Origin of the sequence: Candidatus Skiveiella danica (assembly GCF_022705245.1) — a bacterium.
In the GTDB taxonomy this organism is placed as follows: Bacteria; Pseudomonadota; Gammaproteobacteria; order Burkholderiales; family Burkholderiaceae_C; genus Skiveiella; species Skiveiella danica.
Genome location: NZ_JAKJEW010000038.1, coordinates 16,805 through 34,642 on the forward strand (window position 1 = coordinate 16,805; position 17,838 = coordinate 34,642).

19 protein-coding genes and 1 pseudogene are annotated in these 17,838 nt (G+C 59.0%); 11 read left to right on the forward strand and 9 right to left on the reverse strand.

The features are described 5' to 3' along the window. Positions 1–2: 2 nt before the first annotated feature. The gene (locus tag ACMUOY_RS17370) at positions 3–1,250 is read right to left on the reverse strand and encodes a hypothetical protein (RefSeq protein ID WP_413893997.1); all 1,248 of its coding nucleotides are present in this window, start codon (positions 1,248–1,250) and stop codon (positions 3–5) included. 255 nt (positions 1,251–1,505) lie between these two features. Between ACMUOY_RS17370 and ACMUOY_RS17375 the strand changes: the two genes are divergently transcribed. From ACMUOY_RS17375 to ACMUOY_RS17400, 6 genes are all read left to right on the forward strand, one after another. Beyond that, complete coding sequence (locus ACMUOY_RS17375; protein WP_413893998.1) at positions 1,506–1,838, forward strand: helix-turn-helix domain-containing protein; 333 nt, start codon at positions 1,506–1,508, stop codon at positions 1,836–1,838. After that, positions 1,835–2,788, forward strand: a complete 954-nt coding sequence (locus ACMUOY_RS17380; protein ID WP_413893999.1) for an ImmA/IrrE family metallo-endopeptidase — start codon at positions 1,835–1,837, stop codon at positions 2,786–2,788. The genes ACMUOY_RS17375 and ACMUOY_RS17380 overlap by 4 nt, the downstream gene beginning before the upstream one ends. Positions 2,789–2,954: 166 nt before the next feature. Then, positions 2,955–3,170, forward strand: coding sequence for a hypothetical protein (locus ACMUOY_RS17385; protein ID WP_413894000.1), 216 nt, complete (start codon positions 2,955–2,957; stop codon positions 3,168–3,170). Then, the gene (locus ACMUOY_RS17390) at positions 3,170–3,670 is read left to right on the forward strand and encodes a DUF2924 domain-containing protein (RefSeq protein ID WP_413894001.1); all 501 of its coding nucleotides are present in this window, start codon (positions 3,170–3,172) and stop codon (positions 3,668–3,670) included. The genes ACMUOY_RS17385 and ACMUOY_RS17390 overlap by 1 nt, the downstream gene beginning before the upstream one ends. After that, positions 3,667–5,028 carry a recombinase family protein gene (locus ACMUOY_RS17395; protein WP_413894002.1) on the forward strand — a complete coding sequence of 454 codons (1,362 nt, stop codon included), beginning with the start codon at positions 3,667–3,669 and terminating at the stop codon, positions 5,026–5,028. The genes ACMUOY_RS17390 and ACMUOY_RS17395 overlap by 4 nt, the downstream gene beginning before the upstream one ends. After that, on the forward strand, positions 5,025–5,471 hold the full coding sequence (locus ACMUOY_RS17400; RefSeq protein ID WP_413894003.1) for a LacI family transcriptional regulator: 447 nt from the start codon (positions 5,025–5,027) through the stop codon (positions 5,469–5,471). Before ACMUOY_RS17395 ends, ACMUOY_RS17400 begins: the two co-directional genes overlap by 4 nt. On the opposite strand, the gene ACMUOY_RS17405 is transcribed toward ACMUOY_RS17400, so the two are convergent. The 5 genes from ACMUOY_RS17405 to ACMUOY_RS17425 form a co-directional block, all read right to left on the reverse strand. Next, positions 5,456–6,085 carry a hypothetical protein gene (locus ACMUOY_RS17405; RefSeq protein ID WP_413894004.1) on the reverse strand — a complete coding sequence of 210 codons (630 nt, stop codon included), beginning with the start codon at positions 6,083–6,085 and terminating at the stop codon, positions 5,456–5,458. The two genes, ACMUOY_RS17400 and ACMUOY_RS17405, sit on opposite strands and share 16 nt — an antisense overlap. A 316-nt stretch (positions 6,086–6,401) precedes the next feature. Continuing rightward, a complete protein-coding gene (gene nagAb / locus ACMUOY_RS17410) occupies positions 6,402–6,716 on the reverse strand; it encodes a naphthalene 1,2-dioxygenase/salicylate 5-hydroxylase systems ferredoxin NagAb (RefSeq protein WP_413894005.1) in 315 nt (104 codons plus the stop codon). Between the two features lie 9 nt (positions 6,717–6,725). After that, entirely contained in the window at positions 6,726–7,211 is a 486-nt protein-coding gene (gene nagH / locus ACMUOY_RS17415; protein ID WP_413894006.1) for a dalicylate 5-hydroxylase small oxygenase NagH, read from the reverse strand. A gap of 2 nt (positions 7,212–7,213) precedes the next feature. Then, on the reverse strand, positions 7,214–8,476 hold the full coding sequence (locus tag ACMUOY_RS17420; RefSeq protein WP_413894007.1) for an aromatic ring-hydroxylating dioxygenase subunit alpha: 1,263 nt from the start codon (positions 8,474–8,476) through the stop codon (positions 7,214–7,216). A gap of 47 nt (positions 8,477–8,523) precedes the next feature. Further along, positions 8,524–9,510, reverse strand: coding sequence for a 2Fe-2S iron-sulfur cluster-binding protein (locus tag ACMUOY_RS17425; protein ID WP_413894008.1), 987 nt, complete (start codon positions 9,508–9,510; stop codon positions 8,524–8,526). A gap of 117 nt (positions 9,511–9,627) precedes the next feature. Here ACMUOY_RS17425 and ACMUOY_RS17430 point away from each other — a divergent pair, with 117 nt between their 5' ends. Continuing rightward, positions 9,628–10,572 (forward strand): LysR family transcriptional regulator, encoded by a 945-nt coding sequence (locus ACMUOY_RS17430; RefSeq protein WP_413894009.1) that lies wholly within the window; start codon positions 9,628–9,630, stop codon positions 10,570–10,572. Between the two features lie 99 nt (positions 10,573–10,671). Here the strand turns inward: ACMUOY_RS17430 and ACMUOY_RS17435 are convergent. The 3 genes and pseudogenes from ACMUOY_RS17435 to ACMUOY_RS17445 all read right to left on the reverse strand — a co-directional run. Beyond that, positions 10,672–10,827, reverse strand: a pseudogene (locus tag ACMUOY_RS17435) (IS256 family transposase); the annotation flags it as partial. 32 nt (positions 10,828–10,859) lie between these two features. Further along, positions 10,860–11,684, reverse strand: coding sequence for a pirin family protein (locus ACMUOY_RS17440; RefSeq protein WP_413894010.1), 825 nt, complete (start codon positions 11,682–11,684; stop codon positions 10,860–10,862). Then, entirely contained in the window at positions 11,681–12,772 is a 1,092-nt protein-coding gene (locus ACMUOY_RS17445) for an alkene reductase (protein WP_413894011.1), read from the reverse strand. Before ACMUOY_RS17445 ends, ACMUOY_RS17440 begins: the two co-directional genes overlap by 4 nt. Positions 12,773–12,879: 107 nt before the next feature. Here ACMUOY_RS17445 and ACMUOY_RS17450 point away from each other — a divergent pair, with 107 nt between their 5' ends. The 4 genes from ACMUOY_RS17450 to ACMUOY_RS17465 all read left to right on the forward strand — a co-directional run bounded on the left by ACMUOY_RS17450 (position 12,880) and on the right by ACMUOY_RS17465 (position 17,684). Continuing rightward, positions 12,880–13,794 carry a LysR family transcriptional regulator gene (locus ACMUOY_RS17450; protein WP_413894012.1) on the forward strand — a complete coding sequence of 305 codons (915 nt, stop codon included), beginning with the start codon at positions 12,880–12,882 and terminating at the stop codon, positions 13,792–13,794. 235 nt (positions 13,795–14,029) lie between these two features. Beyond that, the gene (locus ACMUOY_RS17455) at positions 14,030–14,977 is read left to right on the forward strand and encodes a LysR family transcriptional regulator (RefSeq protein ID WP_413894013.1); all 948 of its coding nucleotides are present in this window, start codon (positions 14,030–14,032) and stop codon (positions 14,975–14,977) included. 175 nt (positions 14,978–15,152) lie between these two features. Then, positions 15,153–16,604, forward strand: a complete 1,452-nt coding sequence (locus tag ACMUOY_RS17460; RefSeq protein WP_413894014.1) for an aldehyde dehydrogenase — start codon at positions 15,153–15,155, stop codon at positions 16,602–16,604. A gap of 69 nt (positions 16,605–16,673) precedes the next feature. Next, complete coding sequence (locus tag ACMUOY_RS17465) at positions 16,674–17,684, forward strand: dihydrodipicolinate synthase family protein (protein ID WP_413894015.1); 1,011 nt, start codon at positions 16,674–16,676, stop codon at positions 17,682–17,684. The last annotated feature ends 154 nt before the right edge of the window (positions 17,685–17,838 follow it).

Consider the following 17,838-nt stretch of genomic DNA (forward strand, 5'->3'; position numbering starts at 1 on the left):
GATCAGGCTCCTTCAACGGCAGTCACAGGTTGATCGGTTAATTCGACAGTCGGTGGTCCTTGCATCACGCCCAAGGCAAGCACGAGCTTCTCCGCAAGTTGAGCATCAGCTTCTTCCATATCCCGCAGGTTGCAAATGCCTGTCGGCTTCAGACCGACGTGAAGCGCCCGGCCTTTCTTGGAGTCACCCTCTGGCGCGAAGTACAGGCTCACAGTTGCGCTGATGAAGTTGAACCCCGTGCCCATCAGCGTCGTGGTGTGCTGAAAGCGGACACACTCCAATGCATCGGGTGCTTCCTTCTCTGCCGGGGGCTTGACCACGTAATCACACAGCGGCTTTTGAACCGATCGGACCCGGCATTCGGACAAACGGACCTTCAGAACCCCATGATCAAGCAAATCTAATCCACTGTGCTCGTCCGGATTGACGCCATCCCGCAGCCGATTGAGCAAGAAGAGCGGTTGACTCACGGTCAGCGGTTCCAAGAGTTTCTTGAACACATGTGTGCCCAAGGGAACGAGCAGCTTCTGACGTGCCTTCTCGCCACCTACGACCAACAAGTCAATCACGCCATTTTCGGGATAGATGATTGCTGTCATGCGCAAGGGTGGGCGCACATCACGCCACATCGTTTTGTCATCTGCCCCAAACTCAAGGCTGCGCTGCAGGTTGTCTTCAACACGGATGTCCAACTGAACTCCCCCATCAAGATGGCGTGTCAGTACGTCGATCTCACAGGCACGGGGTCGCCCCTTTTTCGGCGTAAAAGCTTCGGCAAGCGCTTTGCGCAGGGGATCAATATCGACAGCTTCAAGGTGCAACTCTTGCCCAGGCGGAAGTTGGATGCGACGCCATGTGCGCTTGCCAATTTCCGCATCAGCCTGAAGAATTGACTCAGCCTCGGAAAGCTTGGCAGGCCAGTTGATCAGCGCCCACAGTGCCCGTTCGGCATCACTGATGTGGTGCTCAAAGTCGTCCAGCATCGCGTGGCCCAGAGGAACTGTGTTTCGCAGTGCCTGGACCCCGCGCACATTAGCCAAGAATTTCATGCGACGCAGTTCGGCGTACACGGAACCCAACCGCACATCATCCAGGGCATCGAATCCTTTCTGGATGCTGGACTGAACCTCCTTCTCGGGCTGGTTCCAAGTTGCGTCCTCATGCAATTCGATGCTTCGGGCCTTGAAGTAAAACTCCCAGTACTGGTTGCGCACCTGGCGCACAAGATCACGATAGTTGAAGGCGGCCATGGTTTTATTCCTTACAGGATGGCCGCCGTGCCGATGGCTTATTCCGCGCGAGGCCTCAATTGAAGATACTGACACTCAACCCCAGAAAATACCAACAAACCAATAGATAAAAATGCTGCTATATCGGGTGTTTGCGTAAATGTAAGGGTAAATGCTTATCTTGTAAAGTGGCCGAATTTCGTTCGAAATAAAGTAACATTGAGGGCTGGAATTTTGTCAAGTGTGCAAGCCTTGCTTGCGCCTTTTTGAGTTGGAATGATCGTGGCAACCCCTCTAGGCGAAAAGATTAGAAAACTTCGCAAGGAAAGAAAGCTGAGCATGGATGCTCTAGCCGTCAAAGCTGAAATGAGCAAGAGCTACTTGTGGGAATTGGAAAACAGCGATGACGTCAATCCTACAAAGGAAAAAGTCGCGCGGATTGCCGCTGAACTGGATACGACACCAGAGTTCTTGTTCAACGATCCGCAGGTTGACCAGCCTGTGGATGCCTTTGACAAGGCATTCTTCAGGAACTACAAAAGCCTGAAGCCCGAAACCAAGCAGCAGTTGCTTGAAATCCTGAAAACCCTAAAGAAAACCCAAGGATGACGTCGACTGCACTTGGGCCGATTCCGTGGGCAGGTCGCTTGAGCAGGATGCTCGACGGGGTGCATGCGATCCATGGCGGATTGCGATATCCGGTAGACGTTGAGAACTTGATTCCAGAAATTCCCGGTGCGTACAGCACAGGCGAGCCCATCGTTGTGCAAGGTCAGGAACTCGATCCGGAATTCGAAGGGGCACTGTTCAATTTGAACCCCGATCAACCAGGCAAAGGAAGCTGGGCTGTTGTTTACAACCAGGCGATTGAATCGGCGGGGCGCATCCGATTCACCCTTGCACATGAGCTGGGCCACTATCTGGTCCATCGTCATCTCCATGGCGAGTTCAACTGTAGCGAAGCCGATACGCTGCATTGGGACTCACCAGAGAGGCAAATGGAGAGACAGGCCAATGAATTTGCGTCCTGCCTGCTGATGCCACGGAAAGACTTCGAGGCGCAAATTGGCTCCAGCCACATAGACCTCGATGTCCTGGGCACTTGCTCGAATAGGTATGGGGTATCGCTGACTGCAGCCATTTTGAAATGGCTTGAATTCACATCAACACGGGCTGTTCTGGTGATGTCCCGCAACGGTCGGGTCCAGTGGGCGTGCGGCAGTGAATCGGGCAAGTGGCTATCGATCGCTTTGAACAAGAAACGAAGCGACGGGCAGCGGACCCGCCTTCCCTCAAACTGTGCCACTGTCCTGCAGACGGGTTCCAATGTCGACCGACAGGGTACTGAACTGGATGCCAGGGTCTGGTTTCCCAACGAGCCATCGGGCATGGCCCTGCGCGAAATGCGGGTGGTTTCAGATCAATACCGGCAAACGATGGCCCTGCTTGTGTTGCCCGCTGAAATCAAGCCCTGGGAGCGGGACCAGACTAAAGAGGAAGACGGACTGGAAGACACCTACAACAGGTTCATCCGCAAGGGACAGCTCCCTGTGCCATAAAAGCGTTTGACCACGCTCCACAAGCAATTCCCAGTATTTCGCTTGCTACCGTTTTCGCATTAGCCCGCATCCACCAGCGTTCGCCCGCAACTCCCTCATGGCGTTGGCCACGGTCCTTCAGGACAATTTTGCTTCTAGCAAGTTGGACAAAAAGGACCGGTACCCAATGCATGAAGTCAACCAGTCACCGCCTGAGCGGATGACGCCCGAGCAGCGTCGATGCGAGATCGCATCCATCCTGGCCAGAGGACTGGCCCGCCTGCGGATGTCGCCCGCAGTGCCGCCCGCAAACAACAGCGCCGAGCGCGAGATTTCACTTGCCTTCTGTGCCCACCAGAGCGTTCATTCAGACCCCGTCAACAACCGACAAACGGAGTCCTGATGAGACCGCTAAAAGCACCACCCGCCACGCCAGCCTCGGTTGCGGCACAAATTGCCCAGTTGCCTGAACTCGCCATGCCTGAGATCAAGTCGCTGTGGAAGAAGCTCTTCCACGCCGACACGCCCAACAGCAACCGGCAGTTCTTGGAACGCCGGATCGCCTACAAGCTGCAGGAGATCGAATTTCGCAAGGTGGATCCGAATCTGCTCGATCGCAACAAGCGGCGTATCGCTGCCCTGATGGAGAACGGCAAGGTCACGATGCGTGACGCTGACTACCGGCCAGTGGCCGGCACCATGCTCACCCGCGAGTACCAGGGCCGCGAGTACCAGGTAATCGCCACCGCCGACGGAAACTACGACTTTGAGGGCAGACGGTACGAGAGCCTGTCGCCCATCGCGCGCGAGATCACGGGCACTCGTTGGTCGGGCCCCCTGTTCTTCGGGCTCAAGGTAAGGGCTGCGCAGAAGTCGCCCGCCAAGAAGGGAGCGCGAGCATGACCGAGACACTTAAAAAACGGGTGCGCTGCGCCGTCTACACCCGCAAATCCAGCGAAGAGGGCCTGGATCAGGAGTACAACTCGATCGATGCCCAGCGCGATGCGGGTCACGCCTACATCGCCAGTCAGCGGACCGAAGGCTGGATTCCTGTGGCGCACGACTATGACGACCCGGCGTTCTCGGGCGGCAACATGGAGCGCCCTGCCCTCAAGCGGCTGATGATGGATATCGAGGCGGGGAAGATTGATGTGGTGGTGATCTACAAGATGGACCGCCTCACCCGCAGCCTGGCCGACTTCTCCCGCATGGTCGAGGTGTTCGAGCGCCAGGGGGTCTCGTTTGTCTCCGTCACCCAGCAGTTCAACACCACCACGTCCATGGGGCGGCTCATGCTCAACGTGCTGCTGTCGTTTGCCCAGTTCGAGCGGGAAGTGACCGGTGAGCGGATCCGCGACAAGATTGCAGCGAGCAAACGCAAGGGTCTGTGGATGGGCGGCGTGCCGCCCCTGGGCTACGACGTCCAGAGCCGCAAGTTGGTGCTCAATCACCCGGAGGCCAAGCTGATCCGTCACATCTTCCAGCGGTTCGTCGAACTCGGCTCCAGCACCAAGCTGGTCAAGGAGCTCAAGCTCGATGGCGTGACCTCAAAGGCCTGGACCACGCAGGACGGCAAGGTGCGCGCCGGCAAGCCGATCGACAAGGGGCTGATCTACAAGCTGCTAAACAACCGGATCTATCTTGGCGAGTTGAGCCTCAAGGACCAGTGGTACCAGGCGGAACACGCGCCCATTGTTGATCGCGACCTTTGGGGAAGTGTCCATGCGATCCTGGCCGTCAACCGTCGTACACGTAGCAACATGACCCGTGCAACGACGCCGTTCCTGCTCAAGGGTCTCGTCTTCGGCAATGACGGCCACGCCCTGACGCCCTGGCACAGCACCAAGAAAACAACCGGGAAACGGTACCGGTACTACCTTCCCATGCGTGACATCAAGGAGCATGCGGGCGCATCGGGTCTACCGCGTCTGCCGGCGGCCGAACTGGAGTCAGCGGTATTGAACCAGTTGCGCAGCATCCTGCGCGCGCCAGACCTGCTTACCGATGTCCTGCCGCATGCCATCAAGCTGGATCCCAGTCTGGATGAGGCGCAGGTCACGGTGGCCATGACCCGCCTGGACGCCATTTGGGATCGGCTGTTCCCGGCCGAGCAGACCCGGATCGTGAGGCTGCTGGTTGAAAAGGTGGTCGTGTCGCCCAATGACCTTGAAGTCCGGCTGCGCGCCAATGGCATCGAGCAGGTGGTCATGGAACTGCGGCCAGAGCGCACGGTGTCCGAGCGCGAGGAGGTGCTCGTATGAATGGTGTGCGCATCCATAAGACGGGCGATGCCGAGGTGATGCAGTCCAGCGACGGCAGGTTGACCTTGTCGGTGCCCATCCTGTTCAAGCGCCGCGGCGGGCGCAAGCAGGTCACGCTGCCCAATGGGGAGCCTGGAATTGCTCGGCCATGGGACACCGCCGCCACGCCACTGCAAATGGCATTGGCCAGGGGCCACCGATGGCTGGGCATGCTGGAGTCCGGCGAGGTCGAAACCCTGACGGAGATCGCCAGGCGCGAGGGGGTCGACAACAGCTATGTGAGTCGGATGGTCAACCTGACCACGCTGGGGCCGGACATCGTCGAGGCCATTCTGCAGAACGCGCTGCCAGACCACCTGACGCTATTTGATATTGCTGTGGATCCGCCGGCCTTGTGGGAAGCGCAGCGCCTGCGGATATGGGGACTTCAGGCCAACTTGTAGGCGCCCTTGTCATCTGTGAGGATCAGGCCATCCTTCTTCAGGCGGGCCAGCGAGGCGCCAACGGAGCCCGCTGGAATGCCGGAGCCCTTGGCCATGGTGGCATGGGTCAGCGGCTTCCAGCTCTTTCTGTTGAGCTGAGTCCTGAGGAAATCCAGGACCGTAGCGTGGTTGCCCGCTAACGCCTGTGTCGAAGTCTCAGCATTGGCGCTGACCTTGCCATTGCTCCGCTTCGGGAGCTTTCTGGCGCCCTTGGTCTTGACAATGACTTCCTTGATGATTGCCTCATCGACTGCATCGCCACGGGTTGCCGGCCGGTGGCGTGGGGCATGGGGCAAGGCGGCAAGGACCTGGATCTCGCGTGCTTTCAGGGCGGAAGCGGTCTCGTAGATCGTCTTGAATTGCTCTTCGATGGACTGGACTTCTTGGGCCAGCCGGGCGAGGGTCTTCCACTGGGCAAACAGCTTGTCGTTGCCAGCGCCGAAAGGCTGCTCGACGACTGCGGAGGCCACCAACTGCCCCTGCTGTGCGACCGCCTCGACCAGAGCCTGGCGGGCTGCGTCGATAGACTGACCGGCTTGTTGGATGAAAGATAGGGTGTCAGCAGTGACGGACATGCGAGAAATCCAAAGTAAGTGGCGGAACATGCCGCATCCAAAGTCTACCCTCCCTGATATCTTCGTCGGCAATGGATAAATCAGCGGTCAGCATGACATCACTTACGATTCGACAGCGAATGGCGTCGCTACTCCAGAAACAGGAAGGAATCTGGTCACTCTCTCACGCAATGTAGTTGAGGGATGATAGGGTATTGCACCGCTAAATTGTTCAAAGGATACATATCGCACAAGTATTCAGTTGGTTGTCATTGGCTCCTGAAATCTCAATAGTAGGTGGTGGCGCGCCTCAGAAGAAGCGCACAAATCGGTCAAATCAGGCGAACTTCAACATCACGCGCATGTTTTCTATGCGCACCTCATAGGTCTTGATGTTCTCGGTGAGCGGTGCGCACAGGGCTTTTCCAGTGCACACATCAAACTTGCCCTGGTGCAGGGGGCACTCAATTTCCCGGCCTTCCAGAAAGCCGTCGCTCATGCGCGCATGGCCATGTGTGCAGACGTTGTCAGTGGCAAAAACTTCACCTTCAACTTCGTATAAGGCAATCTCCTTACCACCCACTTGCACGCCAATCACATCACCCTCGGGCACATCCGCCAGTGCGACCGCATCGATCCAGTTTTCAGACATGCTGTGTCCTTAGATGGGATAGATGATGGAGTTGGCAATCATCTCGCTGTCGTACACGCACAGGCGCGACTGGAACTTCAGCCCCTCCGGTGTGCGCACAATGACGTCGTGGTAGTAGCCGACATTGAAGACCGCGGAATCCCCGTCGTACTTGGTGCGGATCACGGTGTAGTTGGCTTCCGAGGTGATGCGCTCGCCATAGATGTCGCGTTCCACCTTCACCACGCGCGGCGTGCCCACGATGTGGCGCTGGTAGTAGGGGTCGTGGTACATGGTTTCCTTGACGCCATACACGCGGTCGCGAATCATGTTCTTGCTCTCCAGCGCCAAGAGACACAGGGGCAGACCCTGATCGAAGTTCTCGCGCGGTTGCAGGCGGTAGGTGCCTTCTTCCACAAAGAACTCGGGCCATTTTTCCCACTCAGCCGAGTCGCAGACCATGGCGTAGTCGCTGTAGAGGTTGAGCAGTTCGAAGTAAGTCTTGAAATCGATCATGTCTATTCCCCCATCACCTTTCGCCAGTAGTTGTACATGCCACGAATCAGGGTCTCGGTGACCATGTGGTCCGCGTCCGCAATGTCGTAGCCGCCCATCTCGATGACCGTGCGGTGCGCCGGCTTTTGCTCAAAGCCTTCTTGCGACCACTCAATCACTTCTCCGTCGTCGGCCGATACAAACCCTGCGGGACCGAACAGATTGGCCTGGATCAGGCGGCGCTCTTTCATCTCGGGTGTGTCGTCGGCAAAGCCGAAGTGGGTCCAGACAAAGTCAAACGAGCCGTGTCCGTTGGGCTGGATGTGACGGGTGGATACGCTGTTGACCTGCTGCTGAATGATCACGCTCGGGAAGATAGTGGTCATGACAGCCGTTGGGCCGCCCCACCAAGGTTCAGGCACGATGTCCAGCAAGCGCGGATCGTTGACCTTCATCTGGTCCTTGAAGCTGTCCACGCCGGACACCACATCGACGTTCTTGCCACCCTGGCCGCGTGTGGAAATCATGGCGGCATGTCGGAAGTGTTCGTCCATCTTCAGCTCGGACTTGTTATCGGCGCGCCACAGACCGAAGGTGGAGAACCAGGTGTGCAGCAGGCCGGGATGGTAGGGGTCCTTGATGTTTTCCTGCATCAGCTTCCAGTTGCCTGGAATGCGCTGGCGACGGTAGCCCAGGATCTCCAGTTTGCGGCCATCGAAGACGCGGTCAAAATATTTCAGGATGGTGGGGCCGAGGAATGCTTCAAAGGGTTCCACGTCATGGTCAAAAGAGGCGAACACCACACCGCCACGCACAGCCACCTTGAGCTTGGTGAGTCCATGGTCTGCGACCTTGAAATCCTTGGGCATTCCGCCGTTGACCTTGCCCTCCTGCTTGACGCCGCGAATGAACGGCACACCCTGCAGCTCGCCCTTGAGGCTGTAGTTCCACTGGTGGTAGGGGCAGAAGAAGTCCTTGGCGTGGCCGTTGCGCTCACGGCAGAAACGCATGCCGCGGTGGGCACAGACGTTCTCCACCACATTCACATGGCCTTCCGGATCGCGCACCATGATGACGGAGCGCTCGCCCACCACCGTGCGCCTGAAGTCACCGGCGTTGGGAATTTCAGCTTCCAGGCCAACGTAGCACCAGTGGCCGTTGTAGAACAGGCGATCCAGTTCCTTCTTGTACAAATCCGCGCGGGTGTAGGCCCAGAAGGGCACCCGGCTGGTTCCTTCCCCCGGCCACTTAGGGCTTTCGGGGAACACGGTTTTGGTTTCACTCATTGCTTGTCTCCTTTGGGTTGCTTGGGTTTTGGTGATTGCAGCGCGTTTCAAACACCGCTGGGATAAAAAGCGTCCGCGTGGACATGCCCAGGCCCCACGCCCATGCGGGTTACAAGCAGGTTGAGGGCGTCCACCATGGCCGGTGCGCCGCACAGGTAGGCGCGCCAGCCGGCCAGGTTTCCCAGGTCCTTTTCAATCGCGTCGGTGACCAGGCCACTGCGTTGTCCGGCACCGGCCGCACCGGTGGCAACGACAATGTGGACTTGCACATTTGGGTTTGCAGCGGCCAAGGCCTGCAGGCGGTCGCCGTCATACACGTCCTCGGCGCTGCGCACGCCGAAGTACAGGTGGATGGGGTTGTTCATGCCGGTCGCCAGGGCGCCACGCACAATGGACAGCACGGGAGCCAAGCCGGTGCCGCCGCCCACACAGAGCATGGGGCCGGTGTGCTTTTTCCGCAGATAGGCAGTACCCAAGGGACCGCTGATGCGCAGTGCCGCGCCCACTTTCAGTTCATCAAAGACGAAGGCAGTGACACGGCCATCAGGCACGCGACGGATTTGGAACTCCCATTCGCCGTCATTGTGCAAGCCGGCCATGGAATAGGGACGTATGTGTTCCGGCGTGAATTGGACGGTGGAATATTGCCCAGCGCTGAATTCGATTGGTTTGGCCAGCTTGACCCGGATGCGGCGGATGTCATGCGTGGCCTCTTCGATGGCGGTGACCGTGCCCTTCACAATGCGCGCGGTGTGCACCACCACCTCGTCAACCTCGGGCAACTCGATGGTGCAGTTGTCGGTCAGCACGGCCTGGCAGGCCAGCACGTAGTCGTCTTTACCGGCCTGGGGGCGACCGGCTTCCGGCCCGCTGTCGCGCACCTGTCCGGACACCACGCGGCAACGGCAGGTGCCGCAACGGCCCGACATGCAGCTGTAGGAGATGGGCAATTGGTTGGCCCTTAGCACGTCCAGTAGATTGCTTCCGCTGTCCACGCTAAGACGCACATTGAGGGGTTCGACGACGATTTCCATGATTTGCTGGCCGCAGCCCTTGTCTCCTGTTTGCGGCGATTTTGAAGACTCGCGCCCTATAAGTCGATAAAGCAAAACCAATAGATAAAATCACCGTTGTGAATAAAGGTGTAGTGTATGGATTTGCGAGAAATCGACCTGAATCTGCTGGTTGTCTTCAACCAACTGCTGCTGGACCGCAGCGTGTCCACGTCGGCTGAGAAGCTGGGCTTGACACAACCAGCTGTCAGCAACGCCCTCAAGCGACTGCGCTCGGTCCTGAAAGACGAGCTGTTTTTGCGCACCTCGCGCGGCATGGAGCCGACGCCCTATGCACTGCACCTGGCGGAGCCGGTGATCTATGCGCTGGGCGCGTTGCAAACGGCGTTCACCACACGCGACACCTTTGACCCGCTCACCAGTACCCGCAATTTCCAGCTGGCCATGACTGATATTGGCGAGATGTACTTCATGCCGCCTCTGATGGTTGCCTTGTCAAAGGTGGCGCCGAATGTGCGTGTCAGCACTGTGCGACCCAACGCCGGAAACCTGAGGGAAGACATGGAGTCCGGCACTGTCGATTTGGCGCTAGGCCTATTGCCCAATTTGCAGGCCGGCTTCTTTCAGCGTCGACTGTTTCGTCACAAGTATGTGTGCGTCTTTCGCAAGGGGCACCCTTCAGCCAAATCACCTTTGACGCTCAAGCAATTTACGGAGCTAGACCATGTGGGTGTCGTGGCAGCGAATACGGGGCACGGTGAGGTGGATGGCCTACTCGATCGCGCAGGCATCAAACGCAAGATGCGACTGGTGCTTCCGCATTTCATTGCTGTGGGTCACGTACTGCAGAGCACCGATCTCATCGCGACGCTGCCGGAACGATTTGCTGAGCGCTGCGAGGCGCCGTTTGGACTTCTCACCTCTCCGCATCCGGCACGCCTGCCAGACATCGCCATTAACCTATTTTGGCATGCAAAGCTCAACCGGGATCCCGCAAACATGTGGTTCAGGCAGCTCTTTGTAGAGCACTTCGCCGATAGCGATGGCAAACGTTCACCGCCGCGTGCCTTACGCAACCCCTAGAGTGCATCGTGGCGCGCAATACATCAATACGCCTGCACAGGGTCGTGTCCCAACCCGTGGTGTAAGTTCCCAGCCAGGACAGGCTGAGGTACACGGTACTCAGCGAGCCACAGCGGACAGCCGAGTCGGCACAGTATCGCAGAGGGTTTGCAGCCCCTCAAGCTGCATGTAGCGCCGGTTCAGGCTCTACTCGTCGTTCTGCTCCAGCATCATCGCGCCCACCAGCCGGGTGATGGAGGCGTCATTGGGGAAGATGGACCACCTGCCCCCGTGTACGTTGCGGTCTCCTACAAACTTCCCATCTCGCCGCGATGGTAAGCGGCCGTGGCCGCCATCAAGCTCTCCTGGGTCGCGAAAGCCATGGGGCCGTTTGAGATAACAGGCTGATGCAGCGGTTCACCGATGAATACGGCGACCTTGGACCCGCCAGCCATGGCGACGAGTTTGTGCGTCGTCGCCTCGGTCACGGACGAGAAGATTGGCACACCGAGATCGTCGAGGCCAAAGACTTCTCCATCGACCTTCGCACTGCCATTGATTGGCATGAAGAAGGTGCACCGCCCTGCTGGCACCGGCAGCGTCAGTTCAGTGCCGGCCTCCAACGTGACGTCCAGCAAGGTGACCTCTGTCGGCGGCCTCAGCGGCGAGTGCACACCGTCGAAGCTGCCCAAGGGGATCCGTATCCGCGCACCGGGGCGATGGACCACCGGCACGTCATGCGGCGCCAAGGTCAACGCGAACGGCGCCGCGTTCTGCCTGTCCAGCGGAAGGTTGACGAAGATCTGCAGCAGGTGCGTGGTGCTTCCCAGCACCGCCGGGTTCTCTTCATGGACCACACCACGCCCTGCTGCTGTCCAATGCAAGCCACCCGGCTCGATCAGATTGCCGTTGCCCTGCGAGTCGCGGTTGGCAATGCCCGTTTCCGAGTCAAGAAACAGATAGGTCACCGCCGAGAAGCCGGCGTGCGGATGCGGCGGGAACGTGGGAGCGCTCATCCAGGCATGGTCGATGCCCATGAAGGGATCGAGCAGCGAGGGGTCGGCGCCGTGCAGGCGGTACGCCCGGAAATGGCTCCCGCGGTTGGCGCGCTGCATGCGGACGATGGAGCTCACGGCAATCTTCCTTTCGTGGCTCCGGCGGCTTCGGCCACCGTCAGCGACGGATAGTCGATGTATCCCTCGGGACCCGGCGAGTAAAAGCTGTTCTTGTCCGGTGCGTTGAGCGCAGCGCCCAAGCGGAAGCGCTCCGGCAGGTCGGGGTTGGCGAGGAAGGCGCTGCCGAACACGGTTGCAGCGGCCCGGCCAGCGGCCAGTGCGTCCTCGGCGCTGTCCTGCGTCAGGCCGCCACCGAGCAGGTAGGCGCCTTCGAAGCGCGGACGCAGCAGGGCATGGTAGTCGACCTTGGCGCCGAACAGGGCGACGTGCAGATAGGCCAGGCCGATACCGCGCAGCTGCTCGACCAGGTAGGTGTAGGTCTCTTGCGGCGCAGCATCGGTGATGCTGTTGAAGTTCATCTCGGGCGAGATCTTGATGCCAACGCGATCGGCACCGGCCTCGGCCACCATCGCGGCCAACACTTCCAGAACGAATCGGGCGCGGTTCGCGACCGAGCCGCCGTACTGGTCCTGTCGCTGGTTGCTGCCCGAGGACAGGAACTGCTCGGGCAGGTAACCGGAGGCGCCATGCAGCTCGACGCCGTCGAAGCCCGCCTCGATGGCGCGACGAGTGGCCTGGCGGTAGTCGTCAATGACCCCGGCGATCTCGTCCAGGCTCAGTTCGCGGGGCGTGACATAGTCGACCTGGCCAACGGGGGTCCAGGCCTGGCCTTCCGGCCTGATGGGAGAGGGTGCGACGGGAGTTGCGCCATCCAGCAGCGAGGGATGCGAGATGCGGCCGCAGTGCATCAACTGCATGAAGATGCGGCCGCCACGGACATGCACAGCCTCGGTGATCTTCTTCCAGGCAGCGACTTGGGCCACGGTCTCGATGCCCGGTGTACGCACGTAGCCCTTGCCCAAGGCAGACGGGAACACACCTTCGGTGATGATCAGACCAGCGCTGGCCCGCTGCGCGTAGTAGGTGGCGGTGATGTTGCCGGGAACCCCTTGGTCGTCGGCCCGTGAACGGGTCATTGGTGCCATGACGAGGCGGTTCGAGGCAGTGATGCGGCCGATGCGAATGGGGGTTAAAAGTTGGTTCATGGTCAGTTCCTCAAGTTGTGAATGCGATGGACGTATTCTTTATTAATCCGAAATAAAGATAAATATGGTGAAATGGCATTCATTGATCCAAAAATGGCGCAATAGAGATGGAACTGCTGAACGACATGGCCTTGTTTGTCGAGGTCGCCCATACGCGCAGCTTTCGTCGGGCAGCCGATGCCACGGGGGTGCCGAACTCAACGCTGTCCAGGCGAATCAGCGCCCTTGAAAAAGCCATTGGCCTGCGGCTCTTGCATCGCACGACACGCAAGGTCGAACTGACCGAGGCCGGTCAGATTTACTACGAGCGTTGCCGGCGCATCGTCGAGGAGGCGCGACTTGCGCACGAGCAATTGGGTGAGTTGCTGGCGCAGCCCAGTGGCGTGTTGCGCGCGTCGCTGCCGGTCGACTTCGCCACACTCTACATGGCGCCACTGGTCGCGGAATTCGCGCGCCGGTATCCGGGCATCGCCTTTGATTTCGATCTCACCCCGCGACGCGTGGACCTGGTCAGCGAGCCTTACGATGTGGCCATCCGCATGGGGGAACTCGCGGACTCGAACCTGATCGCCCGATTGCTGGCCCGCCTGTCGGTGCAGGTCTATGCCTCTCCGCGCTATTTGGAACTCTCCGGCGAGCCAAAGCTCCCCTCGGATCTGACGCAGCACGAGTGCGTGGGCTTTCCCAAGACAGGCAAATGGGTCCTGCATCGTGGGGCAGAGACCGTCGAGGTGGAAGTCGGTGGACGTCTGCAGGTCAACAGCATTGGCATGATCAGGCGCCTGGCAACATTGGACCTGGGTGTGATTTTGTTGCCCGAGGAGATTGCCGACGATGACGTGGCGGCCGGCCGGCTACGCCGGATATTGCCGGACTGGCAGGGGAGGTCGACGCCGGTCTATGCCCTGACCGAAACCCGTCTGCTACCGGCGAAGACCCAGCGCTTCATTGAGTTCTTGCAGGAACGGCTGGGCCAGCAAGACGAGACCAGGGCCCTGAGAAGGGTCGCAGTCGTTGATTGAAATGCAAAATGTGCAGGTAAATTGGTCTGCAGAAGGCCAAGCCATATTTGTTCAAACTGCCTTTTTGAAAGTGGATCAGTTCGCGAGAAATCCTCGGGAAAGAAGATCGCGCGAAGAATGATTGCTGATCTATACAGCGATCAGTCATTTGCGATGTGGCAGCTGAAGATCGACGCCATTCAAGTGCAAGTTCAAACCAATTCACGGTTGAAAATTATAGATATCGGAGGACGAAATGATGCACGCCATCCATTTGCTTCGCAGCGTAAACATGAACCTGCTTCCGATACTTGCGGAACTTCTGCGGTGCGCCAACGTCACGAATGCCGCAAAGAGATTGCACCTTACGCAATCGACGGTCAGCGGCTCCTTACGTCAACTGCGTGAAATCTTCAATGACGATCTGTTGGTCCAGCGGGGCCGCGACATGATCTTGACGGAAAAGGCCTCCCGCCTCATCCCGGAAGTCGAGAGAATCATGGAACTTGCCGGCCGGCTTTTCTACACCGATGCGTTTGATCCGTCCACTGCCGAGAACCAGTTCCGGATCGCGACCGCCGACTATGTTTCTGCGTTGGTGACGTCTCGGCTTGGCGCGACTTTGCAGGCCGAGGCGCCCACGGTGACCCTGACCCTGACGCCCACGCCAGGCACTTCCGCCAAAGAGCTGCGAATCGGCACCTTGGATCTGATCATTTGCCCAAACCGGCGGGCCAACTGGCAAGCCTGCGGCATCAGCGACGATGATCCCGAGTTTGGGCACGAGGTGTTCATGCGGGACCAATGGGTGGCGATTCAGTGGGCAGGACACCAGGCAAGGGGTTCCGCGCTCACGATGGATGACTACTTTTCGCGTCGGCACGTGATGTACTGTCGTACCGATGGACAGGACACGATCGAGCAGGAGACGCTTGCGCAACTGAATGTTCGCCAGCGGACTCAGTTTCAGGTGCCCTATTTCACATTGCTGCCGCAACTGGTGACAGGTTCCGATTTGATTGGTCTTGTACCTCGGTCCCTGGCCCTTCATTACTCTGCGCTTTTCCAGCTCGATGTTTTTGATCCGCCGTTTGAGTTGCCGCCCTTGGATCTGGTCATGATCTGGTCGCGCAAACGCGAAGAACACGCCGATCTTCTGTGGTTGCGCCAGATCGTTCGGCAGGTGGCTTCTGATGTCGACTGAATCCCCATCAGTGCGTCCGCGCCATCCCGGATGTCTTTAGCATTAGCAACGCATTTCCAGCAATCGGTTCGGCCAATACTTGGCATCTGAAGTATCTGTTTCCCAAATCGCTCAGTCTCTCCTAGATTCGGAAGTGTCAACACCCCCGAATAGAAATCGACAGGAGAACACCCGAATGGAAACACAACTCATCATTGACAACCAGGCCGTCGCCGCCTCAGGTGGCGCCACCTTCGACCGGATCCATCCGACCACTGGAGAGGTCGTCACACGTGCGGCGGCCGGCAGTGTCAAGGATGCCGAAACCGCCGTAGATTCAGCCCAAATTGCATTCCGAACTTGGTCGGCTACCGGACCCACAGAACGCCGCCGCATCTTGTTGAAGGCGGCCGATCTGCTGGAGGCCCGGACCCCGCAATTCATCGAAGTGATGGCGAAGGAGGTGGGCGCATCAGCGTTGTGGGCCGGCTTCAATGTGATGCTTGCGGCCAATCTGTTCCGGGAGGCGGCATCCTTGGCCACCCAGATTCAGGGGGAAACGATTCCGACGGACAAGCCCGGAGCCCTTTCCATGACCGTCCGCCAGCCGGTTGGCGTGATTCTCAGCATCGTGCCATGGAACGGCCCCGTGGTCTTGGCGGCGCGCGCCATTGCCTATCCCGTCGTGTGCGGCAATACGGTGGTTTTCCGTGCATCCGAGACCAGTCCCAAGACGCATACGCTGATTGTTGAGGCACTGGTGGAAGCCGGCCTGCCGGCTGGGGTTGTGAACATCATCACCAATGCACCGAAAGATGCGCCCGAGGTCATCGACGCACTGATTTCACACAAGTCAGTGCGGCGCATCAACTTTACCGGCTCGACGCGCGTCGGCCGCATCATTGCGGAAAAAGCGGGCCGCCATCTGAAGCGCTGCTTGCTGGAGCTTGGCGGCAAGTCGCCACTGGTCGTGCTGGACGACGCCGATATTGATGAAGCGGTCAAGGCTGCCGTGTTTGGCTCGTTCCTTTACCAGGGCCAGATCTGTATGTCCACTGAACGAATCATTGTGGATGAAAAGGTGGCCGACGAATTTGTCGCCAAGTTCGCTGCGCGCGCCAGGGAACTACCCGTGGGTGATCCGGCCAAGGGCGCCGCATGCGTCATTGGTCCCATGATCGTTCACGAATCCGGGGACCGTCTCAATCGCATGATTGATGACGCTGTTGCCAAAGGGGCCAAGCTCGCCACCGGTGGGCACGCAGACGGCGCACAGATGCCCGCCACCATCGTGGATCACGTGACTCCTGAGATGCGCATTTACGACGAAGAAACCTTCGGCCCCATCACGACCGTTGTACGCGCCAGAAACACAGAAGATGCCGTGCGCATTGCCAACGATACGGCCTATGGCCTGTCGTCTGGTGTTTTTGGCCGCGACGTGACCCGCGCGCTGTCCGTGGCGATGCGCATCAACACGGGAAGCTGTCACATCAATGGGGCAACCGTGCAGAACGAAGCCCAGGCCCCCTATGGCGGCACCAAGGACAGCGGCTATGGGCGCTTTGATGGACGCGCCGTGATTGATGAATTCACCGAAGTGAAGTGGATCACCATCGAGCCGGGCCAGCAGCAGTACCCCTTCTGACGCAGCGTGGCGGGGCTCACTGCCCCGTCCTTTTCTCCAAGAGATACCGAATTCAATGGAAAGCAAGAAATGGTGAAGAAAGCAAAAGCGCGCCTGACGACCAACGACATTCATGGCGCCTGGGTCATCATGCCAACGCCCGCGACGGCCAACGCGTCGGATTGGCGGGCGGAACACACCGTGGATCTCGATGAGACCGCGCGAATCGTCAACGCACTGATTGACGCAGGTGTGAACGGCATTCTGAGCAACGGTACGTTTGGCGAGTGCGCAACGCTCACCTGGGAGGAAAAGAAAGACTTCATCGCGACGGTGGTCGAAACCGCGAAAGGACGGGTTCCGTTCTTTTGCGGCACAACCGCCCTGCATACCCGAGAAGTCATTCGACAGACACGTGCGGCGATGGATATTGGCGCCAGCGGCACGATGCTCGGCGTTCCGATGTGGTGCAAGATGGAAGTCCCCACTGCGGTTCAGTTTTATCGCGATGTGGCTGACGCCTGCCCGGACGCTGCGATTGCAATCTACGCCAATCCGGAAGCCTTCAAGTTCGAGTTCCCCCGCCCCTTCTGGGCCCAGGTCTCGACCATTCCCCAGGTAGTGACCGCCAAATACCTCGGCATTGGCACACTCGACCTGGACCTGACCTTGACGAAAGGCATCCGCTTTCTGCCACACGAAGACGACTACTATGCGGCGGCCCGCATCGCGCCCGACCGGATGACCGCCTTTTGGTCCAGCGGCGCCATGTGCGGCCCCGCAACGGCCATACGCCTGCGAGATGCGGTTGCTGCAGCCAAACGCAGTGGAGATTGGACCGAGGCCAAAACGATTTCCGATGCCATGCGAAGCGCCGACGCGACGTTGTTCCCTCGTGGCGATTTTTCCGAATTTTCCAAGTACAACATTGGCTTGGAAAAAGCACGAATGGACGCCGCCGGCTGGCTCAAGGCTGGCCCTTGTCGTCCGCCTTATCACATCGTTCCCGAAGATTATCTGAAGGGGGCCTGCCAGTCTGGCTTGGCATGGGCGGCCCTGCACGCACGTTACACGGAAAAGACGCCAGGACAAGTCACCTGAGATGCGCCGTAGGCGTCATCCAGCCTCCATAGAGGTTGAAGCGCCGCGCAACGACCACGAGATGGCTCTCAGAGACACAAGCAACTGTCTTAAAAGTCAAGCCAAATGAATCGCATCGTCCCAAGGTTTGCCAGCTCTGACCATCGCGTTGAGG

Coding starts and splice junctions, on each gene's coding strand:
- ACMUOY_RS17465 (WP_413894015.1), top strand. CDS start 16,674: ATGGTGAAGAAAGCAAAAGCGCGCCTGACGACCAACGACATTCATGGC.
- ACMUOY_RS17425 (WP_413894008.1), bottom strand. CDS start 9,510: ATGGAAATCGTCGTCGAACCCCTCAATGTGCGTCTTAGCGTGGACAGC.
- ACMUOY_RS17445 (WP_413894011.1), bottom strand. CDS start 12,772: ATGAACCAACTTTTAACCCCCATTCGCATCGGCCGCATCACTGCCTCG.
- ACMUOY_RS17455 (WP_413894013.1), top strand. CDS start 14,030: ATGATGCACGCCATCCATTTGCTTCGCAGCGTAAACATGAACCTGCTT.
- ACMUOY_RS17375 (WP_413893998.1), top strand. CDS start 1,506: ATGATCGTGGCAACCCCTCTAGGCGAAAAGATTAGAAAACTTCGCAAG.
- ACMUOY_RS17395 (WP_413894002.1), top strand. CDS start 3,667: ATGACCGAGACACTTAAAAAACGGGTGCGCTGCGCCGTCTACACCCGC.
- ACMUOY_RS17390 (WP_413894001.1), top strand. CDS start 3,170: ATGAGACCGCTAAAAGCACCACCCGCCACGCCAGCCTCGGTTGCGGCA.
- ACMUOY_RS17370 (WP_413893997.1), bottom strand. CDS start 1,250: ATGGCCGCCTTCAACTATCGTGATCTTGTGCGCCAGGTGCGCAACCAG.
- nagAb (WP_413894005.1), bottom strand. CDS start 6,716: ATGTCTGAAAACTGGATCGATGCGGTCGCACTGGCGGATGTGCCCGAG.
- ACMUOY_RS17460 (WP_413894014.1), top strand. CDS start 15,153: ATGGAAACACAACTCATCATTGACAACCAGGCCGTCGCCGCCTCAGGT.
- ACMUOY_RS17380 (WP_413893999.1), top strand. CDS start 1,835: ATGACGTCGACTGCACTTGGGCCGATTCCGTGGGCAGGTCGCTTGAGC.
- ACMUOY_RS17400 (WP_413894003.1), top strand. CDS start 5,025: ATGAATGGTGTGCGCATCCATAAGACGGGCGATGCCGAGGTGATGCAG.
- ACMUOY_RS17405 (WP_413894004.1), bottom strand. CDS start 6,085: ATGTCCGTCACTGCTGACACCCTATCTTTCATCCAACAAGCCGGTCAG.
- ACMUOY_RS17430 (WP_413894009.1), top strand. CDS start 9,628: ATGGATTTGCGAGAAATCGACCTGAATCTGCTGGTTGTCTTCAACCAA.
- ACMUOY_RS17450 (WP_413894012.1), top strand. CDS start 12,880: ATGGAACTGCTGAACGACATGGCCTTGTTTGTCGAGGTCGCCCATACG.
- ACMUOY_RS17420 (WP_413894007.1), bottom strand. CDS start 8,476: ATGAGTGAAACCAAAACCGTGTTCCCCGAAAGCCCTAAGTGGCCGGGG.
- ACMUOY_RS17385 (WP_413894000.1), top strand. CDS start 2,955: ATGCATGAAGTCAACCAGTCACCGCCTGAGCGGATGACGCCCGAGCAG.
- nagH (WP_413894006.1), bottom strand. CDS start 7,211: ATGATCGATTTCAAGACTTACTTCGAACTGCTCAACCTCTACAGCGAC.